Origin of the sequence: Patulibacter sp. SYSU D01012, assembly GCF_017916475.1 — a bacterium.
GTDB lineage: Bacteria > Actinomycetota > Thermoleophilia > Solirubrobacterales > Solirubrobacteraceae > Patulibacter.
In genome coordinates this window covers 1,893,549-1,909,832 of sequence record NZ_JAFMTB010000001.1, presented here as the reverse complement: position 1 = coordinate 1,909,832, position 16,284 = coordinate 1,893,549, and the positions used below count along the sequence as shown (strand labels likewise).

Below are 16,284 nucleotides of genomic sequence, written 5' to 3'. Positions count from 1 at the left end.
GGCCTCAGCAGCGGCCGTAGACCGCGTAGTGCGTGCTCGTCGCGAGCCGCGTCCAGCCCAGCGGCGGGATGGAGTCGAACGCCTGGTCCTGACCCGGGAAGACATAGCCCTGGCGCAGCAGGGCCAGGCGCGAGGTGGGCGCGATGAACGCGCCGCGCGGGATCGTCGGCGTCGGGTTCGGGACCGCCGCGGTGCCCTTGGACTCCTGCGCGGGGCGTCCGACGTCGATCCCGAGCGCCCGCGCGGCCGCGCGGTCCGGGCTGTCGTAGCCCGCGGCCTTCTCGTCCGTCTGCACGAGCGCGGGACGCAGCATGGACCGCGCCAGCACCTTGTCGACGGGCGCGTCCAGCACCCAGCGGCTGTCCGGCACGAGCTTGTGGTTCGGCGTCCAGAGCGGACCGCACTTCAGCGCCGCCTGGACGTCGCGGTCGTGCAGCACCTGCTCCAGGTCGTCGTGCGCGACCCCGCGGAAGGTCAGGTCGTTGGCGATCGAGCCGAACCGGATGTTCGTCAGCGTCACGGCCGCGACGCCGACGGCGCCGAGGATCGCCAGGCGCGACCACCAGGTGCGCAGGCGCCCGGCCGGCAGCAGGGTCCAGCCCACGAGCAGGAACGCCGCGAAGATCAGCAGCAGCGCCGCCGGCACGAGCAGGTAGCGGTCGATGACCGAGAAGCCGCCGACGCCGAGCAGGAAGAACGTGCCGATGCCGAGCGCGAAGAGGATGAACGGCATCCCCATCCGCCGCGGCAGGATCACCGCGGCCGCGACGAGGCCCGCCATCCCGGCCCAGAACAGCGGGATGCCGTCGATGCCCCGCAGATAGCTGATCGTCAGCGACGGGATCTGCAGCGGGCCACGGGAGCGCCCGAGCTCCTCGGCCAGGCCGGACGTGTACGTCTGCGAGAAGAGCGGGTTGCCGGTGACCGCGAAGTCCGTGGCGAGCCACAGCGCGGTCGCGACGCACCCCAGCGCCAGCCAGCCGATGCCGCGCGGCGTCAGCACGCGGCGCACGCCGGCGCGCCACGTGCCGGCCCCGTCCCAGGCCATCCACAGGCCGTAGAGGCCGCAGAGCACCCAGGCCTCGGGGCGCAGCGTGCCGGCCAGCGTCAGCAGCAGCAGGACGGGCCAGCCGCGACGCCGCCGCCGCGCCTCGAGCACGGCGGCCCAGACGACGAGCGCCATGTACGTGACGTCGAGGTAGCCCCGGACCGCCAGGTAGATGAGGTCCCAGTTGGCGACGAGCAGGAGGCCCGCGACGAGGCCGATCCAGCGGTTGAAGGCGACCTTCGCCAGCTGGTACATGCCGGCCGCCAGCGCGGCGACCGAGGCCATCGAGCAGAAGACGACCACGCGGTCGACCCCGTCCCCGAACGGCACGAGGACCAGGCCGAAGAGGATGGACAGCGGGTGCTCGGTCGGCGCGCGGAAGGCGTCGAAGACGGGCATGTGGCCGTCCCAGATCTCGCGCGCCCACAGCAGCCCGTAGTAGCTGTCGTAGTTGGGGTACGTCGGGTACGCCAGGAAGAGCGCCAGGAGCCCCGCGCAGAGCACGACGAAGGCCAGCAGGGGCACGCGATCGACGAACGCGCGGCGGGGCGTGAGGGGACGTCCTTCCAAGATGCGACGGCGAGTCTACGGGACGCCCCGTCCGCGTCCGCCGCCGACCCCGCCCCGCCGGGACCCGTCGCCCTTTGGAATACTCACGCGGTTCCACGCCATCGCCCCGTGCGCGTCCCCGACGGCGACCCGTCGGCCGGATCGCCGGTCCGACCGTCGCCGGCGCCCCGTCGTGCCGACGCCCCCGTCGGCCGGCCCGCCCGCCGCCCGGCGCCCGAGTGAGCCCATGAAGCTGATCATCCAGATCCCGTGTTTCAACGAGGAGCAGACGCTCCCGACCACCCTGAACGACCTGCCGCGCGAGGTGCCCGGCTTCGACGAGGTCGAGTGGCTGGTGATCGACGACGGCTCGGTCGACCGGACCCTCGAGGTCGCGCGCGCCCACGGGGTCGACCACATCGTCAAGCTGACGAACAACAAGGGCCTCGCCGCCGGCTTCCAGGCCGGCCTCGACGCGGGCCTGAAGCTCGGCGCCGACGTCATCGTCAACACGGACGCCGACAACCAGTACGACGCCTCGTACATCCCGGACCTGGTCGCCCCGATCGTCGCGGGCGAGGCCGACATGGTCGTCGGCGATCGCCAGGTCGAGAAGATCGAGCACTTCTCCCCGCTCAAGGTGCGGCTGCAGAAGCTCGGCTCGGCCGTCGTGCGCCGCGCGTCCGAGACGGAGATCGCGGACGCGACGTCCGGCTTCCGCGCCTACAACCGCGAGGCCGCGATCCAGCTCGCCGTCGTCTCGCGCTTCACGTACACGCTCGAGTCGCTGATCCAGGCGGGCAAGCTGCTCGTCGCGACGAAGCACGTCCCCGTCTCCACGAACGAGAAGCTGCGCGAGTCGCGCCTCTTCCCGTCCATGTGGGCGTACGTCCGGCGCAACACCGTCTCGATCTTCCGCATCTACGCGCAGTACGAGCCGATGCGCGTCTTCATGAGCGCGGCCGTGCTGCTGTTCGTGCTGGCGCTCATCCCGTGGATCCGCTTCTTCGTCTCCTGGGTCCAGGGCGAGGGCGCGGGCCACGTGCAGTCCCTCATCTTCGGCGGGGTCCTGTTCATGGCCTCCGTCACCGTGGGCGCGATCGCCGTGCTCGGCGACCTGCTCCACGGCCAGCGGATCCTCACCCAGCGCGTCTACGAGCGCGTCCGCCGGATCGAGCTGCAGCTCGGCGTGCCGCCGAGCCACTACGAGCCGGGGGCGCACCCCACCGGCCAGGAAGCGACCACCGGCGCGAAGGCGGCGCCCGGCATCCAGTCCACCGACGAACACGACGCAGTGAGGCCCTGAGTGAGCACCCAGAAGCAGTCCGGTCCCGTCACGATCACGACGAGCGACGACGGGATCATCACGGGCAACACGTACGACAAGTACAACACGACGAACCCGGTCGCCAAGCGGCTGCAGGCCGGCTTCGAGCGCCAGCTCGACGAGCTGTTCGTCCGCGCCCAGGCGCAGAGCCTGCTCGACGTCGGCTGCGGCGAGGGCGTCCTCGTCCACCAGTGGGCGCAGCGGCTGGCCGACAAGCGCGTCGTCGGCATCGACCTGGAGGAGCCGTCCATCCAGGCCGGCTGGGCCCAGCGCCAGGCGCCGAACCTCGAGTACAAGATCATGCGCGCGGAGAACCTGCCGTTCGCCGACGACGAGTTCGACGTCGCGAGCGCGATCGAGGTCCTCGAGCACGTGCCGGACCCCGAGCACACCGTCGCCGAGATGGCCCGCGTCGCGAAGCGCTGGCTGCTCGTGTCCGTCCCGCGCGAGCCGATTTGGCGCGCGGTGAACATGGCCCGCGGCGCGTACCTCAAGGACCTGGGCAACACGCCCGGCCACCTGAACCACTGGTCCACGCGCTCGTTCAAGAAGATGCTCGCGCAGCACGGCGAGGTCGTCGAGACCCGCCAGCCGTTCCCCTGGACCCAGCTGCTCGTCCGCGTCGGCGACTGATGACCGCGGCCGGCGGCCCGGGGGCGCAGGACCCCACCCCCGCGACCGCCGCCGGCCCCACGCCGGGCGCCCCGGCCCCTTCGGGCTTCGCGCCGCCCGACCCGATCGCCGATCCCGACCGCGCCGTCGACGACGGGGGCGGCGACGCCCCCTCGGGTGGCTACGCCCGCGGCGCCCGGATCCTCTCGCTCGGCATCGCCTCCACCGGCCTGCTGACGTTCCTCTTCTTCTCCGTCGCCTCGCACGCGCTCGGGTCGAGCGCCGAGGGCCAGACGCAGTACGGCCAGGTCTCCACGATGTGGGCGATCCTGTTCACGGCGATGTCGGTCTTCTACCGGCCCGTCGAGCAGCTGCTCTCGCGGACGATCGCCACGGCCCGCGCGCGCGGCGAGGCGCACCCCCGGCTGCGCGAGCCGATGCTGATCCAGGCCGGGTTCGCGCTCGTCCTCGTCGTGGCCGCGCTCGTCGCCCGCGGCCCGCTGCTGGACCAGGTGGGGTCGGACGCGCTCTTCTGGATCCTCGTCGGCGCGGGAGTCGCCTACGCGGCCAGCTACTTCGCCCGCGGGTTCGTCGCCGGTCACGGGTGGTTCCCGCTCTACGGCGGCCTGGTGCTCTTCGAGTCGGTCGCCCGCATCCTCTTCCCGATCGCGGCGCTCGTCGGCATCACCACGGGCCAGGTCGCGGTCGCGGCCGGCATCCTGGCCGCCCCGCTCGCGTCGCTGCTCGTCGTGCCGTGGGCGATCCGCGCGGCCACGCGGCGGCTGGCCGACGGAACCCCCGCGCCGGCGGCGGGCGGGCGGGACGCGGCGCTGCGCGCGGGCGGCTCGTTCGCCGTGGCGGTCGCGCTGATCCAGCTCGGCGAGCAGACGCTCGTGAACGCCGGCGTGCTGCTGACGCCGGACAAGGCCGCGGCCGGCCTGATCTTCTCGGCGCTGCTCGTGACGCGTGCGCCGCTGCAGCTGTTCCAGGCCGTCCAGACGACCCTCCTCCCCCACTTCGCCCAGCTCGTGGCGACCGGCTCGCCCGACGAGATCGGGGCGGCGATCCGCAAGGCCGTCGTCCTCATCGCGGGCTTCGCGGCGCTCGTCGTCGTCGGGCTGCTCGTGCTCGGCGGCTGGGTGATGCCGCTGCTCTTCGACGGCCAGGACATCCCCGTGCTGGGCCTGGCCGTCGTGGCCGTCGGCATGGGCGCGCACCTCGTGGCCGGCACGCTCAACCAGGCGGCGCTGGCGCGCGGCCACGCCTGGCTGGCGGCGCTCGCGTGGCTGGCGTCCGGGGCGCTCTTCGTGGCCTGGATGGTCGTCGCGCCGATCGCCGACGACCTCACGTGCGCCGAGGTCGGCTACGCCGGCTGCGCGCTCGTGCTCTGCGCGCTGCTCTCGCGGCTGTACCGCCGCCCCGCGGCTGCGGCCGCCGCGCCCGTCCCGGCGGCCTGAGGCGGCCCGGCGACCGGCGCCCGGCCGGCGTCCCCGCCGCGGGCGGCCGGTCCGGGCGCGCCACGCCGCCGGGCGGCCTGCGTCAGCGCGCCTGCTGGGTCCAGGCGGGACGCGGGCGGCCGACGCCGTTCTGGCCGGGCGTCAGGCGCCCGTCGTGGTAGCCGGCGTAGGACGGCTGGATCGGGAGCAGGCCGCGGATCTGCAGGACCTGGCCCTTCCGGCTGTAGGCGCTCGCGACGGGGGCGCAGTTCGTCCGCGGCCGGACGCGGCCGAACACGACGGCGGCCTTCGCGCCGGCGGCGCAGGTGATCCGCGGGGCGCGGCCGTTCGCGAAGCTCTCGACGTAGCCGCGGCCGCCGCGGAGCACCACCTCGTTGCTCCCCTGGCCCTGCAGGTTGATCTTGTTGTCGCCGCCGTTCGTGGTGATGCGGTTGTCGTTGTCGCCGCCGCGGATGAAGTTGTGCCCGCGTCCGACGGTGATGACGTTCGTCCCGCGGCCGCCGTAGATCTCGTTGTTGCCGTCGCCGGCGGTGATCGTCGACACGCCGCGCCGGGTCAGCGCGCCGCCGAGCGTCGGGATGTGGTCGGCCCACAGGACGTTGTTCCCGCCCCGGCCGTCGATGCGGCCGGAGCCGTGGCCGCCGAGCAGCGTGTCGTCGCCGTCGGTGCCGACGAAGTCGTAGCCGTCGTACCCGTCGGCGCTCTGGTAGACGCCGTCGCCCGTCGGGATCTGCGGGGCAACCGGCACGACGTTGGGGCAGTTGCGGATCCGGCCCTCGGCGATCGCGTTGCGGTTGGAGATCCAGCCGACGTCACCGGGGCGCTGGGTGTAGAGGACCGTCTGCGGGTTGCCGCCGCAGTCGACCAGCTGCGGGGCGCTGTCCGAGTTGATGAAGATGACGTTGACGCCGGTCCCGACGACGATCTTCGCCGCGCCCGAGCCGTAGTAGACGACGTTGTTGCCGTTGCCCAGGACGTAGTCGCCGCCGCCGGACCCCGTGTGCAGGACGTTGTTGCCGTTCCCGGCGCGGATGACGCCCGAGGCGCCGCCGTCGTCCATGAAGTTGTTGCCGTCGCCCACGACGAGCTTGTCGTGGCCCGTCCCGCCGAAGTACGTGTTGTTGCCGTTGCCGAGCGTGACGTCGTCGTTGCCCGGCCCGCCCTCGACGTAGTTGCTGCCGTCGCCAGCGACGATCCGGTTGCCCGAGCGCATCCCGTAGAACTCGTTGTTCCCGCCGCCGCCCGTCATCCGGTCGGCGCCGCCCCCGCCGTAGAAGCGGTCGCCCGCGGCGGAGCGGCCGACGAGGCGGTCGGGGCCGGGCGTCCCGACGATGGTCTTCGCCGTCGCGTCGGCGACGAGCACGAGGGAGAGCAGCAGCCCGGCGAGGGCGGCCAGCAGGTGAGGCGGGCGCATCATCCCCCGGCTGATCGGCGTCGGCGCCGCGGAGTTGAGGGCCGGCGGACCGGTCGCCCGGCGGGCCGTGCGGTCAGCCCGTGGCGATGGCGTCGAGCACGGCGACGTCCGCGGCCCGCCGCGCCGGCCGGATCGCCGCGACGACGCCCAGGACCGCCGCGAGGGCGACGAGCGCGGCGACCTGCGCCACGGGGATGCTGATCGCGAACCCGTCGAGCGTCGCCCCCACCGCCACCGCGAGCACGAAGCCCAGGAGGGCGCCGAGCGCGGCGCCCAGCAGCGCCGTCAGGACCGCCTCGAGCAGCACGGACCGCCGCACCTGGGCCCGGGTCGCCCCGACCGCGCGGAGCAGGCCCAGCTCGCGGACCCGCTCCTGGATCGACAGGGTGAGCGTGTTGACGATGCCGAAGAGCGCGACGACCACCGAGAGGGCGAGGAGCGCGTAGACGAGGCCCAGCAGCTGGTCCACCTGCGCGGTCTGCGCGTCGATCCAGCCGTCTCGGCGGCGCACGTCGGCCGTCGGGTAGTCGGACGCGAGGGCGCGCGCCAGCCGCGCCCGGTCGCCGCGCACGAGCACGAAGTACGGCGTCGTGATCCCCAGGCGCGTGGCGAGCGCCTCGTCCATCACCACGCCGCTGACCGCCGTGGCCGTACCGGCCACGATCGCCGCCACGCGCACGCGCTCCGTCCGACCGTTGGCGCCCGTCGCCGCCAGCCGGTCGCCGGCGCGGATGCCCCGCTCGCCGGCGACGTCGTCCGTCACGTAGACCCGTCCGGCGCCGGGCGCGCCGACGGCGCCGCCCCCGGGCCGGTCCAGCCGCACGAGCCCCGCGCGGAACGACGCGCGGTCGATCGCCGTGGCGCTCGCGTCGGCGCCCCGCACCCGCACGCGCCCGAACCCGACGACGCCCGCCGCCTGCACGCCGGGTGCCCGGCGGATCGCGGGCACGACGCTGCGCGGCAGCCCGGCGAACGCGTCGCCTTCGGCCTGCACGACCACGGGGGCGGTGACGAGGTGCTCCAGGTCCCCGCGCAGCGTGGCGCGCAGCCCGGCCGCGAAGACCGTCGCGAAGACGACGAGCGCCAAGCCGATCGTCAGCGCGCCGGCGGTGACGGCGGTGCGCCCGGGCTGCCGGGCCGCGTTGTCGGCCGCGAGCCGTCCGGGCAGGCCGAACAGGCGCCGCAGCGGCCGGCCCGCCCCGCGCGCGAGCGGCCCGACGAGCGCGGGCGACACGAGCGACGTGGCGACGAACAGCAGCGCGGCGCCGCCGCCGGCCAGGTACGTCGCCGCGTCGCCGTCGAGCGCCAGCGCGCCGACGAGGAGGGCCGCGACGCCGACGACCGCGACGGCGGCGCCGACGAGGACCGGGCCCCGCCGGACGCGGCCGCGGGCCGGCGGGACGGCGGCCTCGCGCAGCGCCTCCACCGGCGCCACGCGCGTGGCGCGGCGCGACGGCACCAGGCTCGCGGCGAGGGTGACCGCCAGGCCGACGAGCAGGCTGACGAGCACCGTCCGGCCCGAGAAGACCGTGGCCGTCGCCGGCATGTCCGCGCCGAACGCCTTGAGCAGCGCGCGCAGGAGCGGCGCGACGGCGAGGCCCCCGGCAAGGCCGAGGACGGCCCCGAGCAGCCCGACGACGACCGCTTCGCCGGTGACGAGCAGCCGTACCTGCCGGCGCCCCGCCCCGAGCGCCCGCAGCAGCGCGAACTCGCGCTGCCGCTGCGCCATCGTGATCGAGAACGTGTTGAAGATCAGGAACGCGCCGACGAAGGTCGCGATGCCGGCGAAGACGAGCAGGACGGTCGGCAGGAACGAGATCGCGTCCTTGATGTCCTTCGCCTGCTGCGCGCCCTCCGCGGCGCCGGTGCGGACGGTCGCGGCCGGCCCGACCGCGCGGCGCACCGCCGCGGCCACGTCGGCGTCCCGCCGACCCGGGACGCTGAGCGCCAGGACCTGCGACCAGTAGGACGCGGGGCGGCGCGCGGCGAGCCGGGCGGCCACGTCGGCGGCCACGACGGTGACGGTCGCGCCGCCGAACGACGTGCCGCCGCTCCCGAGCTGCGCCAGGCCGACGAGCCGCATCCGCCGGCGCGGGCCCTCCCCCTGGATCCACACCCGGTCGCCCAGCCGCGCCCCGGCCCGCTCGGCCGTCGGCGGGTCGAGCGCCACCTCGTCCGGGCCGACGGGTCGCCGCCCGGCGACGTAGCTCGTGCCGCCGTAGCCGGCGGGCAGCGCGGAGAACAGCAGCGCCTGCGGGCCGCGCCCGCCCACGCGGGTGCGGCCGTCGCGGGCGTAGACCGTCGCGCGCCCCTCGATCAGGCCCGCCGCCGCGCGGACGCCCGGGGTGCGCCGCACGCGAGCCAGGACGTCGCGCGGCAGCGCCCGCTCGCGGTCGGCGACGCGGGACCGCGGCGCCCCGGGCGGCGCGGCGGGCGTGACCGCCACCGCGACGCCCTCGTACGTGACCTGCCCGATCTCGTCGAACGAGCGGCCGATCGTGTCCGTGAAGATCAGGGTGCCGGAGACGAGCGCCACCCCGATCACGACGGCGAGCGACGTCAGGAGCGTGCGGCGCGCCCGGCTGCGGAGGCTCCGCAGCAGCAGCCGCAGCATCACGCGAGCTCCCGCATCCGGGCGTGGACCGCGTCGAGCCCGCCGGCCGGGCCGTCGTGCACGATCCGCCCGTCCTTGAGCACCACGAGCCGGTCGGCGTACGCGGCCGCGTGGGCGTCGTGGGTGACCATGACGACGGTCTGCCCGAAGTCGTCGACGGAGCGCCGGAGCAGGCCGAGGACCTCGTCCGACGACGTCGAGTCCAGGTTGCCCGTCGGCTCGTCGGCGAAGACGACGGCGGGGCGGGTGGCGAGGGCGCGCGCCACGGCGACGCGCTGCTGCTGGCCGCCCGAGAGCTCGCTCGGGCGGTGGTGGCGGCGCGCGGTCAGCCCGACGGCGTCCAGGAGCGTCGCGAGCCACGCCGGGTCGGGGCGCCGGCCGGCGATCGTCAGCGGCAGGACGACGTTCTCCTCGGCCGTCAGGACCGGCAGCAGGTTGAACGCCTGGAACACGAAGCCGACGCGGTCGCGCCGCAGCTCGGTCAGCCGGCGGTCGTCCAGGCCGGTCAGCTCGACGCCGTCGACGGTGACGTTGCCGCCGTCGACGCGGTCCAGCCCCGCCAGGCAGTGCATCAGCGTCGACTTGCCGGAGCCGGACGGGCCCATGATGGCCGCGAACTGGCCGGCGGGGAACCCGACCGTCACGCCGTCGAGCGCGGCGACCGCCGTCTCGCCCGCGCCGTACGTCTTCCGCACGTCGGTGGCCTGGACGATGGGCGCGCGCACCCCGTCCATGCAAGCACGACGGCGGCCGGGCCGCCACGGCGGCCGGCGGCTACGCGGGCCGGGACCGGCCGGCCGCCGCGGCGGCCATCAGGTCCTGCACCGCCTGCCCCGGGTCGCCGGTGCCGAACACCGCGGAGCCCGCGACGAAGCTCGTCGCCCCCGCGGCGGCGCAGTCGCCGATCGTCCGCAGGTCGACGCCGCCGTCCACCTGCACGACGGCCCGGTCGGGCAGCGCGGCCGCCAGGCGCCGCACCTTGTCGTACGAGGACGGGATGAAGCGCTGGCCGCCCCAGCCCGGGTTGACCGTCATGCAGAGGACCATGTCGAGGGCGTCGCGGGTCTCCTGCACCGGGCCGATCGGCGTGCCGGGGCACAGGGCCAGCCCGGCCAGGGCGCCGAGCTCGCGCGTCTGCCCGAGCGCGTAGTGCAGCTGCGGCGTGGCCTCGGCGTGGACGGTGAGGACGTCGGCGCCGGCCCTGGCGAAGTCGGCGAGCTGGCGCTCGGGGCGGTCGATCATCAGGTGCACGTCGAGCACCGCCCCGACGCCCTTCAGCGCCTCCACCACGATCGGCCCCATCGTGATCGGCGGCACGAAGTGCCCGTCCATCACGTCGATGTGGATGACCGTGGCGCCGGCGGCGACCACTTCCTCGACCTGGCTGCGCAGGCGGCCGAAGTCGCTCGCGAGGATGGACGGGGCGACGCCGCGGAGGCCGTCGAGACGGGGATCGTGCTCGGTCACGCGCCCACTGTACAAACCGCCCGGCGCTCGCCGCCCGGTTCGCGGCGTCGGCGGATCCCCCGGGGCCGTCACCGCACGCCGGGCGCCACCACGAACGGCGCCGCCGTCCGCTCGCGGACCGCGTCGGCGGTCGCGTCCCCGAGGGTCTCGCGCAGCAGGAGGCCGTCGGGTCCGACGTCGAAGACCGCCAGGTCGGTGATGAGTCGATCGACGACGCCGCGGCCGGTCAGCGGCAGCTCGCACGCGGGCTTGATCCGCGGTGCCCCGTCGCGGGTGACGTGCTCCATGATCACCACGGTCCGGCGGGCGCCCTGGACCAGGTCCATCGCGCCGCCCATCCCCTTGACCATCTTCCCCGGGATGGTCCAGTTGGCGAGGTCGCCCGTGGCCGAGACCTCCATCCCGCCGAGCACGGCCAGGTCGACGTGCCCGCCGCGGATCATCGCGAAGCTCTCGGCGCTGTCGAAGCACGCGGCGCCCGGCACCGCGGTGACGGTCTCCTTCCCCGCGTTGATCAGGTCGGGGTCGAGCTCGTCCTCGGTCGGGTACGGCCCGATGCCCAGGAGCCCGTTCTCGGACTGCAGCAGCACGTCGGCGTGGCCCTCGGCGCGGTCGGCCAGCAGCGTCGGCAGCCCGATGCCCAGGTTGACGCAGGTGCCCGGCCGGATCTCGAGCGCCGCGCGCTCGACGATCCGCCGGCGCGCCGGCGTCACGCCGCCACCCCCGTCCGGACCGTGCGCCGCTCGACGGGCTTCTCCAGGCCCGGGCTGGCGAAGATCCGCTGCACGTAGACGCCGGGCGTGTGCACGTGGTCGGGATCGATCTCGCCGACCGGCACGAGCTCCTCGACCTCGGCGATCGTGACGCGGCCCGCGGCGGCGGCGAGCGGGTTGAAGTTGCGGGCCGTCCGGCGGTAGACGAGGTTGCCGGCCGCGTCGCCCCGCCAGGCGCGGACGAGCGCGTAGTCCGTCGTGATGCCTCGCTCGAGCAGGTGCTCGGCGCCGTCGAAGGTGCGCGTCTCGCGCCCCTCCGCGAGCGGGGTGCCGACGCCCGCCGGGGTGTAGAAGGCCGGGATGCCCGCGCCGCCGGCCCGCAGGCGCTCGGCCAGGGTCCCCTGCGGCACGAGCTCGACCTCGAGCTCGCCGGACAGGTACTGCCGCTCGAAGACCTTGTTCTCGCCCACGTACGACGCGACCATCTTGCGGATCTGGCGGTTGGCGAGCAGGATGCCGAGGCCCTGGTCGTCGGTGCCGCAGTTGTTCGAGACGATCGTCAGGTCGCGGACGCCGCGGTCGCGCAGGGCGCGGATCGCCGTCTCCGGGTTGCCGGACAGGCCGAAGCCGCCGACGGCGATCGTGGCGCCGTCGGGGATCGACGCGACGGCGGCGTCGGGGCCGGCGACGACCTTCGGGGCAGGCGGCGGTGCGGTCATGGGCCGAGCTTCGCCCGTCGGCGCTCAGAAGTCCAAGACCATCCGGGGGCGCCACCTATACGGTTCGGTTATGGATCTGCGGCACCTGCGCTCCGTCGTCGCCCTCGGGGAGGAGGAGCACTTCACCCGGGCCGCCCGCCGCCTGGGCATCGCGCAGCCCGCGCTGTCGCAGCAGGTCAAGCGGCTCGAGGCGGAGACCGGGCTGCGGCTCGTGGAGCGCTCGACGCGGAGCGTGCGCCTGACGCACGCGGGGCGGACGCTGGCGGCGGGCGCCCGGCGGGTGCTGCGCGAGATGGAGACGCTCGAGCAGGACCTCGACGCGCTGCGCGGCGTCCGCTCGGGCCGCGTCACCGTCGGCGTCACGCGGACCCCCGGTGCGGTCGACGTCGCGGCGCTGCTCGGGCGCTTCCTGCGCGCACACCCCGGGATCGACGTGGACGTCCGCGAGGCGCTGACCGTCGAGCTGCTCGCGGACCTGGAGGCCGGGAGCCTGGACCTGGCCCTCGTCGCCGAGGGCGCGGCCGTGCCCGCCGCCGTCGCGGTGCGCCGGATCGCGAGCGAGCCGCTCGTGGCGGTGGTGCCGCCGGGGCACCCGCTCGCCGCGCGGGACGACGTGACCGTCGCCGACCTGGCCGGGGACCGCGTCGTCGCCTTCCACCGAGGCGCGACGATCCGCCGCCAGCTCGAGGACGCCGCCGACGCGGCGGGCGCGACGCTGCGGCTGGCCTTCGAGACCGCCGACCCGCACCGCGCGCGAGCCCTCGTGGCGCAGGGCCTGGCCGTCGGGGTGATGCCCGCGTCGGACGCGCGGGCCGACGGACCCGCGGTCGCGGTCGTGCCGCTGCGCGACCCCGCCCTGATGCACCGGACCGCCGTGGCCGTCCTTCGCGACGCGCGCCCGTCGCCCGCGGCCGCGGCGCTGCTCGACGTCGTCCTGCGCGGCGCGGACGCCTAGCGCGGGCGGACGACACGCCGCTGCGGGTGCGCGCGGGGTGGCGCGCCGCCCCGCGCCCGCGGCCCTAGACCTGCACGAGCATCGACGACCCGCAGTGGTTGCAGGCGAGCGTGGCCGTCTTCGACATGCGCACGATCGTCGAGTGCTCCCCGCAGTTGGGGCACACCGATCGCAGCTCGTACCGCAGCAGGCAGTTCACGCAGCGGTACCGCCCCGGCAGGTTGGTGGGACGGAGCCACGGCTCGCTGCAGCTGGGGCACCGCAGTCCGAGGTCGACCTCCATGCCGTCCACTATAGGAACAACGCCGGGCGCGGCCCTGTCCGCCTGGGCGACCCGGCGCGGGGCGGGTCAGCCGCCGACCGCGGACAGGTAGAAGCCGTCGGTGCGGTCGCGGTGCGGCAGCAGGCGCCGGGTCGCGCCCTCGGGCAGGCGCTCCTCGCCGGGATTGAGCGTGCACACGCTGTACACGAGGCGTCCGCCGGGCGCGAGGGCGCGCTCGGCCACCTCGAGCAGGCGTCCCTGCAGGCGTTCCACCTCGCGCAGGTCGGCCTCCTGGATCCGCCACCGCAGGTCCGGGTGGGCCGCGAGCGTCCCCAGTCCGCTGCAGGGGGCGTCGAGCAGGACGCGGTCGAAGGACCCGGCGGGCAGCTCGTGCTCGAGCGCGTCGGCGTGGACGACCTCGACGTTGGTCGCGCCCACCCGCTCGCACGTGCGGCGCAGCGCGCGGGCGCGGCCCCCGTGCTTCTCGAGCGCCAGGATCGACCCGGTGCCGCCCATCAGGTCGGCCATGTGCGTCGTCTTGCCGCCCGGCGCCGCGCACAGGTCGAGCACGCGCTCGCCCGGCTGCGGGGCGACGGCTCGCCCGACGATCATCGACCCGTACGACATCGCGACGTACGCCCCGGCGTGCCACGCGGGGTCGCCCAGCACGTCCAGGCCGCCCTCGACGCGCCGTGCCTCGGGCATCTCGGGGTCGAACGGCACGCCCGGCACCTCGCCGGCGCCGGCGCGCAGGCCGTTGGCCCGCAGCACGAGCTCCTGCGGCTCGTTGTCGGCGGCCAGCAGCGCCCGGGTGGCGTTCGGGCCCAGCCAGTCCCACCAGCGCTGCACGAGCCACAGCGGGTGGCTGTGACGGATCGCGGCGCCCTTCGGGGTCTCGTCCGTCGGGATGCGGCGCGCCTCCTCGCCGCCGTCGGCGACGCGGCGCAGCACCGCGTTGACCAGGCGGAAGCCGACGTTCGGCTTCGCCAGCTCGACCGCCGACGCGACGGCCGCGCGCGGCGGGGTGCCGTCGCTGAAGAGCAGCTCGTACAGCCCGATCTGCAGCGCGGCGCGGACCTCGGCGTCGAGCGCGCGGTCCACGTGCTGGCCGATGACGTGGTCGAGCGTCAGCCGGCGCTGGATCGCGCCGAACGCCAAGCGCTTGGCCTGCCCGCGCTCGCGGGGATCCAGGTGGCCGGCGGCGCCGTGCAGGGCGCGGTCGGCGAAGGCGCCGTCGCGCAGGCAGCGGACGACGACCTCGTGGGCCGCGCGGCGGGCCGCGCCCGCGCGGTCGGGGCCGTCCGCGGGCGGCCGCCGCGCGCCGCCCTTCGCGGGCCCGGGCCGGCCGCCGGCGGGGCCGCCCGTCGTCCCCCCGGACCGGCCGCCGCCGGCGCCGGGCCCGGGGCCGCCCTGGGCGCCGCGCTTCGCGCCGCCCCCGGGCGACCCGGTGCGCGCGGGCCCGCGGTTGGGGCGGCGCTCCCAGCGGTCCGGGCGCCCCGACCCACGCTGCGGCAGCCCGTCGCCGCTCATCGGCCGCCCCGCCCGCGCAGGAAGTCCGCGTAGGCCATCGGGCGGCCCCCGGGCGGCTGCACCTCGAGCAGCTCCAGGCCGCCGTCCTCGCCGATCCGCGTGCGGCGGACGCCGAGCACGGTGCCGTCGTCCAGCCGCAGGCGCGCCCCGATGTGCGGGCTGAGCGCCCGGACGTGGTCGTGCTGCGCCTGCGCCGGCGCGGACGGGTCCAGGTCGCGGTCCGCGGCGGCGATCTTCTCGGCGTACGTCACGCCGTCCGCGGGCTGCGGCGTGCTCGGCAGCGGGCCGTCGGCCAGGCGGTCGAGCGCGTCGACCAGCATCCGCGAGCCGAGCTCGACGAGGCGCGGGGCCACGTCGCCGTACGTGTCGTCCGGGCCGATCGGCGTCGTCTCCTGCGCGATCACGGGGCCCGCGTCGAGCTCCTCGACGAGCTCCATGATGGACACCCCCGTCTCGGCGTCGCCGGCCATGATGGCCCGCTCGACCGGGGCGGCGCCGCGCCAGCGCGGCAGCAGCGACGGGTGGACGTTCAGCAGCGGGTAGCGCGAGAGCAGCGGCTCGCGGACGATCGCGCCGTACGCGCAGACGACGAGCGCGTCGGGGCGGGCGGCGTCGATGCGGGCGACGGCGTCGTCGTCCAGGCGCTCGGGCTGCTCGACCGGCAGGCCCAGCTCGCGCGCCGCGTCCGCCACCGGCGGCGGGGTGAGCTTGCGGCCGCGGCCCGCCGGGCGATCGGGGCGGGTGACCACGAGCGCGGGCGCGTGGTCCGCGTCGACCAGGCGGCGCAGGACGTCGGCGGCGAACCAGCTCGTGCCGAGGAAGACGGTGCGCACGCGCGCGGCGGCGGCGCTCATGCCTGGGCCCGCGCCCGCAGCTCGCGCAGCGCCCGCTTGCGCTGGTCGCGGGAGGTGCGGTCGAGGATGAGGATGCCGTCCAGGTGGTCCATCTCGTGCTGGATGATCCGCGCCTCGAAGCCCGACGCCTCGACCTCGATGTCCCGCCCGTCCTCGTCCTTCGCGCGCACCGCCAGGAACACGTGGCGCTCCACGTCGACGCTGATCCGCGGCAGCGACAGGCAGCCCTCGGGGCCGACCTCGACGTCGTCGCTGCGCCAGGCGATCGTCGGGTTGACGAGCTTGCGGACGGGGCCCTCGCCGCCGTCGACCGCGTAGACGAGGACGCGGTGCAGCGTGCCGACCTGGTTGGCCGCCAGCCCGACGCCCTGGGCGTCGTGCATGAGCATCCCCATCGCGTCGAGCTCGCGGCGGAGCTGGTCGTCGAACGCGTCGACCTCGCGCGCGCGGCCCTTCAGGACCGGGTCGCCGTACTGGCGGATCGCGCCCAGCGCGGCGGCGCGGCGGGCGTCGGCGGCCGCCTCGATCGTGGGGTCGTCCTCGGTGACGTGCGCGTCGGCCATGCCCCTCAGAGGCTAGCGCCGCCCCGCGCGGGGCCCCGTCCCGGCGCTCGCGCGGGGATGCGGTCGGGATCCGGCCGCAGCGCGCGCGAGGGTGCGGCCCGTGCCTGCGACGCGCCCCGCCCGGGGCCTGCCGACGCGCGACCGATGAGTTCCGGCGCGCCAGGCCGTCCTACCCCTCGAACCGTCCCCGGACCCGGAGC

The 16,284-nt window shown here is 75.8% G+C and carries 15 protein-coding genes; 4 read left to right on the top strand and 11 right to left on the bottom strand.

The genetic code is table 11. The features are described 5' to 3' along the window. Positions 1 to 4 precede the first annotated feature (4 nt). The gene (locus J3P29_RS08710) at positions 5 to 1,618 is read right to left on the bottom strand and encodes a hypothetical protein (RefSeq protein WP_210492710.1); all 1,614 of its coding nucleotides are present in this window, start codon (positions 1,616 to 1,618) and stop codon (positions 5 to 7) included. 226 nt (positions 1,619 to 1,844) lie between these two features. Between J3P29_RS08710 and J3P29_RS08705 the strand changes: the two genes are divergently transcribed. From J3P29_RS08705 to J3P29_RS08695, 3 genes are read left to right on the top strand one after another with little or no spacing between them, the layout of a single operon-like run. Then, a complete protein-coding gene (locus tag J3P29_RS08705; RefSeq protein ID WP_210492708.1) occupies positions 1,845 to 2,903 on the top strand; it encodes a glycosyltransferase family 2 protein in 1,059 nt (352 codons plus the stop codon). After that, the gene (locus tag J3P29_RS08700) at positions 2,904 to 3,557 is read left to right on the top strand and encodes a class I SAM-dependent methyltransferase (protein ID WP_210492707.1); all 654 of its coding nucleotides are present in this window, start codon (positions 2,904 to 2,906) and stop codon (positions 3,555 to 3,557) included. Next, entirely contained in the window at positions 3,557 to 4,993 is a 1,437-nt protein-coding gene (locus J3P29_RS08695) for a hypothetical protein (RefSeq protein WP_210492706.1), read from the top strand. Before J3P29_RS08700 ends, J3P29_RS08695 begins: the two co-directional genes overlap by 1 nt. 82 nt (positions 4,994 to 5,075) lie before the next feature. On the opposite strand, the gene J3P29_RS08690 is transcribed toward J3P29_RS08695, so the two are convergent. The 6 genes from J3P29_RS08690 to J3P29_RS08665 form a co-directional block, all read right to left on the bottom strand. Beyond that, the gene (locus J3P29_RS08690; RefSeq protein ID WP_210492705.1) at positions 5,076 to 6,410 is read right to left on the bottom strand and encodes a calcium-binding protein; all 1,335 of its coding nucleotides are present in this window, start codon (positions 6,408 to 6,410) and stop codon (positions 5,076 to 5,078) included. A gap of 70 nt (positions 6,411 to 6,480) precedes the next feature. Then, positions 6,481 to 9,021, bottom strand: coding sequence for an ABC transporter permease (locus J3P29_RS20375; protein ID WP_282600060.1), 2,541 nt, complete (start codon positions 9,019 to 9,021; stop codon positions 6,481 to 6,483). Next, on the bottom strand, positions 9,021 to 9,746 hold the full coding sequence (locus J3P29_RS08680) for an ABC transporter ATP-binding protein (RefSeq protein ID WP_349239789.1): 726 nt from the start codon (positions 9,744 to 9,746) through the stop codon (positions 9,021 to 9,023). The genes J3P29_RS20375 and J3P29_RS08680 overlap by 1 nt, the downstream gene beginning before the upstream one ends. A 49-nt stretch (positions 9,747 to 9,795) precedes the next feature. After that, positions 9,796 to 10,488, bottom strand: a complete 693-nt coding sequence (gene rpe / locus J3P29_RS08675) for a ribulose-phosphate 3-epimerase (RefSeq protein WP_210492701.1) — start codon at positions 10,486 to 10,488, stop codon at positions 9,796 to 9,798. A 68-nt stretch (positions 10,489 to 10,556) separates the two neighbouring features. Next, positions 10,557 to 11,201, bottom strand: a complete 645-nt coding sequence (locus tag J3P29_RS08670; RefSeq protein ID WP_210492699.1) for a 3-oxoacid CoA-transferase subunit B — start codon at positions 11,199 to 11,201, stop codon at positions 10,557 to 10,559. Continuing rightward, positions 11,198 to 11,920, bottom strand: coding sequence for a CoA transferase subunit A (locus J3P29_RS08665; protein ID WP_210492698.1), 723 nt, complete (start codon positions 11,918 to 11,920; stop codon positions 11,198 to 11,200). The genes J3P29_RS08670 and J3P29_RS08665 overlap by 4 nt, the downstream gene beginning before the upstream one ends. Before the next feature lie 70 nt (positions 11,921 to 11,990). Here J3P29_RS08665 and J3P29_RS08660 point away from each other — a divergent pair, with 70 nt between their 5' ends. Then, positions 11,991 to 12,875, top strand: coding sequence for a LysR family transcriptional regulator (locus tag J3P29_RS08660; protein ID WP_210492697.1), 885 nt, complete (start codon positions 11,991 to 11,993; stop codon positions 12,873 to 12,875). A gap of 64 nt (positions 12,876 to 12,939) precedes the next feature. Here J3P29_RS08660 and J3P29_RS08655 read toward each other — a convergent pair whose 3' ends face one another. From J3P29_RS08655 to def, 4 genes are all read right to left on the bottom strand, one after another. Next, positions 12,940 to 13,158, bottom strand: a complete 219-nt coding sequence (locus J3P29_RS08655; protein WP_210492696.1) for a zinc-ribbon domain-containing protein — start codon at positions 13,156 to 13,158, stop codon at positions 12,940 to 12,942. 66 nt (positions 13,159 to 13,224) lie between these two features. After that, positions 13,225 to 14,667, bottom strand: coding sequence for a transcription antitermination factor NusB (locus J3P29_RS08650; protein ID WP_210492694.1), 1,443 nt, complete (start codon positions 14,665 to 14,667; stop codon positions 13,225 to 13,227). Next, the gene (gene fmt / locus J3P29_RS08645) at positions 14,664 to 15,521 is read right to left on the bottom strand and encodes a methionyl-tRNA formyltransferase (RefSeq protein WP_210492693.1); all 858 of its coding nucleotides are present in this window, start codon (positions 15,519 to 15,521) and stop codon (positions 14,664 to 14,666) included. Before fmt ends, J3P29_RS08650 begins: the two co-directional genes overlap by 4 nt. After that, on the bottom strand, positions 15,518 to 16,084 hold the full coding sequence (gene def, locus J3P29_RS08640; protein ID WP_210492692.1) for a peptide deformylase: 567 nt from the start codon (positions 16,082 to 16,084) through the stop codon (positions 15,518 to 15,520). Before def ends, fmt begins: the two co-directional genes overlap by 4 nt. Positions 16,085 to 16,284: the final 200 nt, after the last annotated feature.

Bases quoted from the DNA above. Each gene is read 5' to 3' on its own strand.
- J3P29_RS08705 (WP_210492708.1), top strand. From the start codon at position 1,845: ATGAAGCTGATCATCCAGATCCCGTGTTTCAACGAGGAGCAGACGCTC.
- J3P29_RS08695 (WP_210492706.1), top strand. From the start codon at position 3,557: ATGACCGCGGCCGGCGGCCCGGGGGCGCAGGACCCCACCCCCGCGACC.
- J3P29_RS08690 (WP_210492705.1), bottom strand. From the start codon at position 6,410: ATGATGCGCCCGCCTCACCTGCTGGCCGCCCTCGCCGGGCTGCTGCTC.
- J3P29_RS20375 (WP_282600060.1), bottom strand. From the start codon at position 9,021: ATGCTGCGGCTGCTGCTGCGGAGCCTCCGCAGCCGGGCGCGCCGCACG.
- J3P29_RS08665 (WP_210492698.1), bottom strand. From the start codon at position 11,920: ATGACCGCACCGCCGCCTGCCCCGAAGGTCGTCGCCGGCCCCGACGCC.
- J3P29_RS08660 (WP_210492697.1), top strand. From the start codon at position 11,991: ATGGATCTGCGGCACCTGCGCTCCGTCGTCGCCCTCGGGGAGGAGGAG.
- J3P29_RS08655 (WP_210492696.1), bottom strand. From the start codon at position 13,158: ATGGAGGTCGACCTCGGACTGCGGTGCCCCAGCTGCAGCGAGCCGTGG.
- J3P29_RS08650 (WP_210492694.1), bottom strand. From the start codon at position 14,667: ATGAGCGGCGACGGGCTGCCGCAGCGTGGGTCGGGGCGCCCGGACCGC.
- fmt (WP_210492693.1), bottom strand. From the start codon at position 15,521: ATGAGCGCCGCCGCCGCGCGCGTGCGCACCGTCTTCCTCGGCACGAGC.
- def (WP_210492692.1), bottom strand. From the start codon at position 16,084: ATGGCCGACGCGCACGTCACCGAGGACGACCCCACGATCGAGGCGGCC.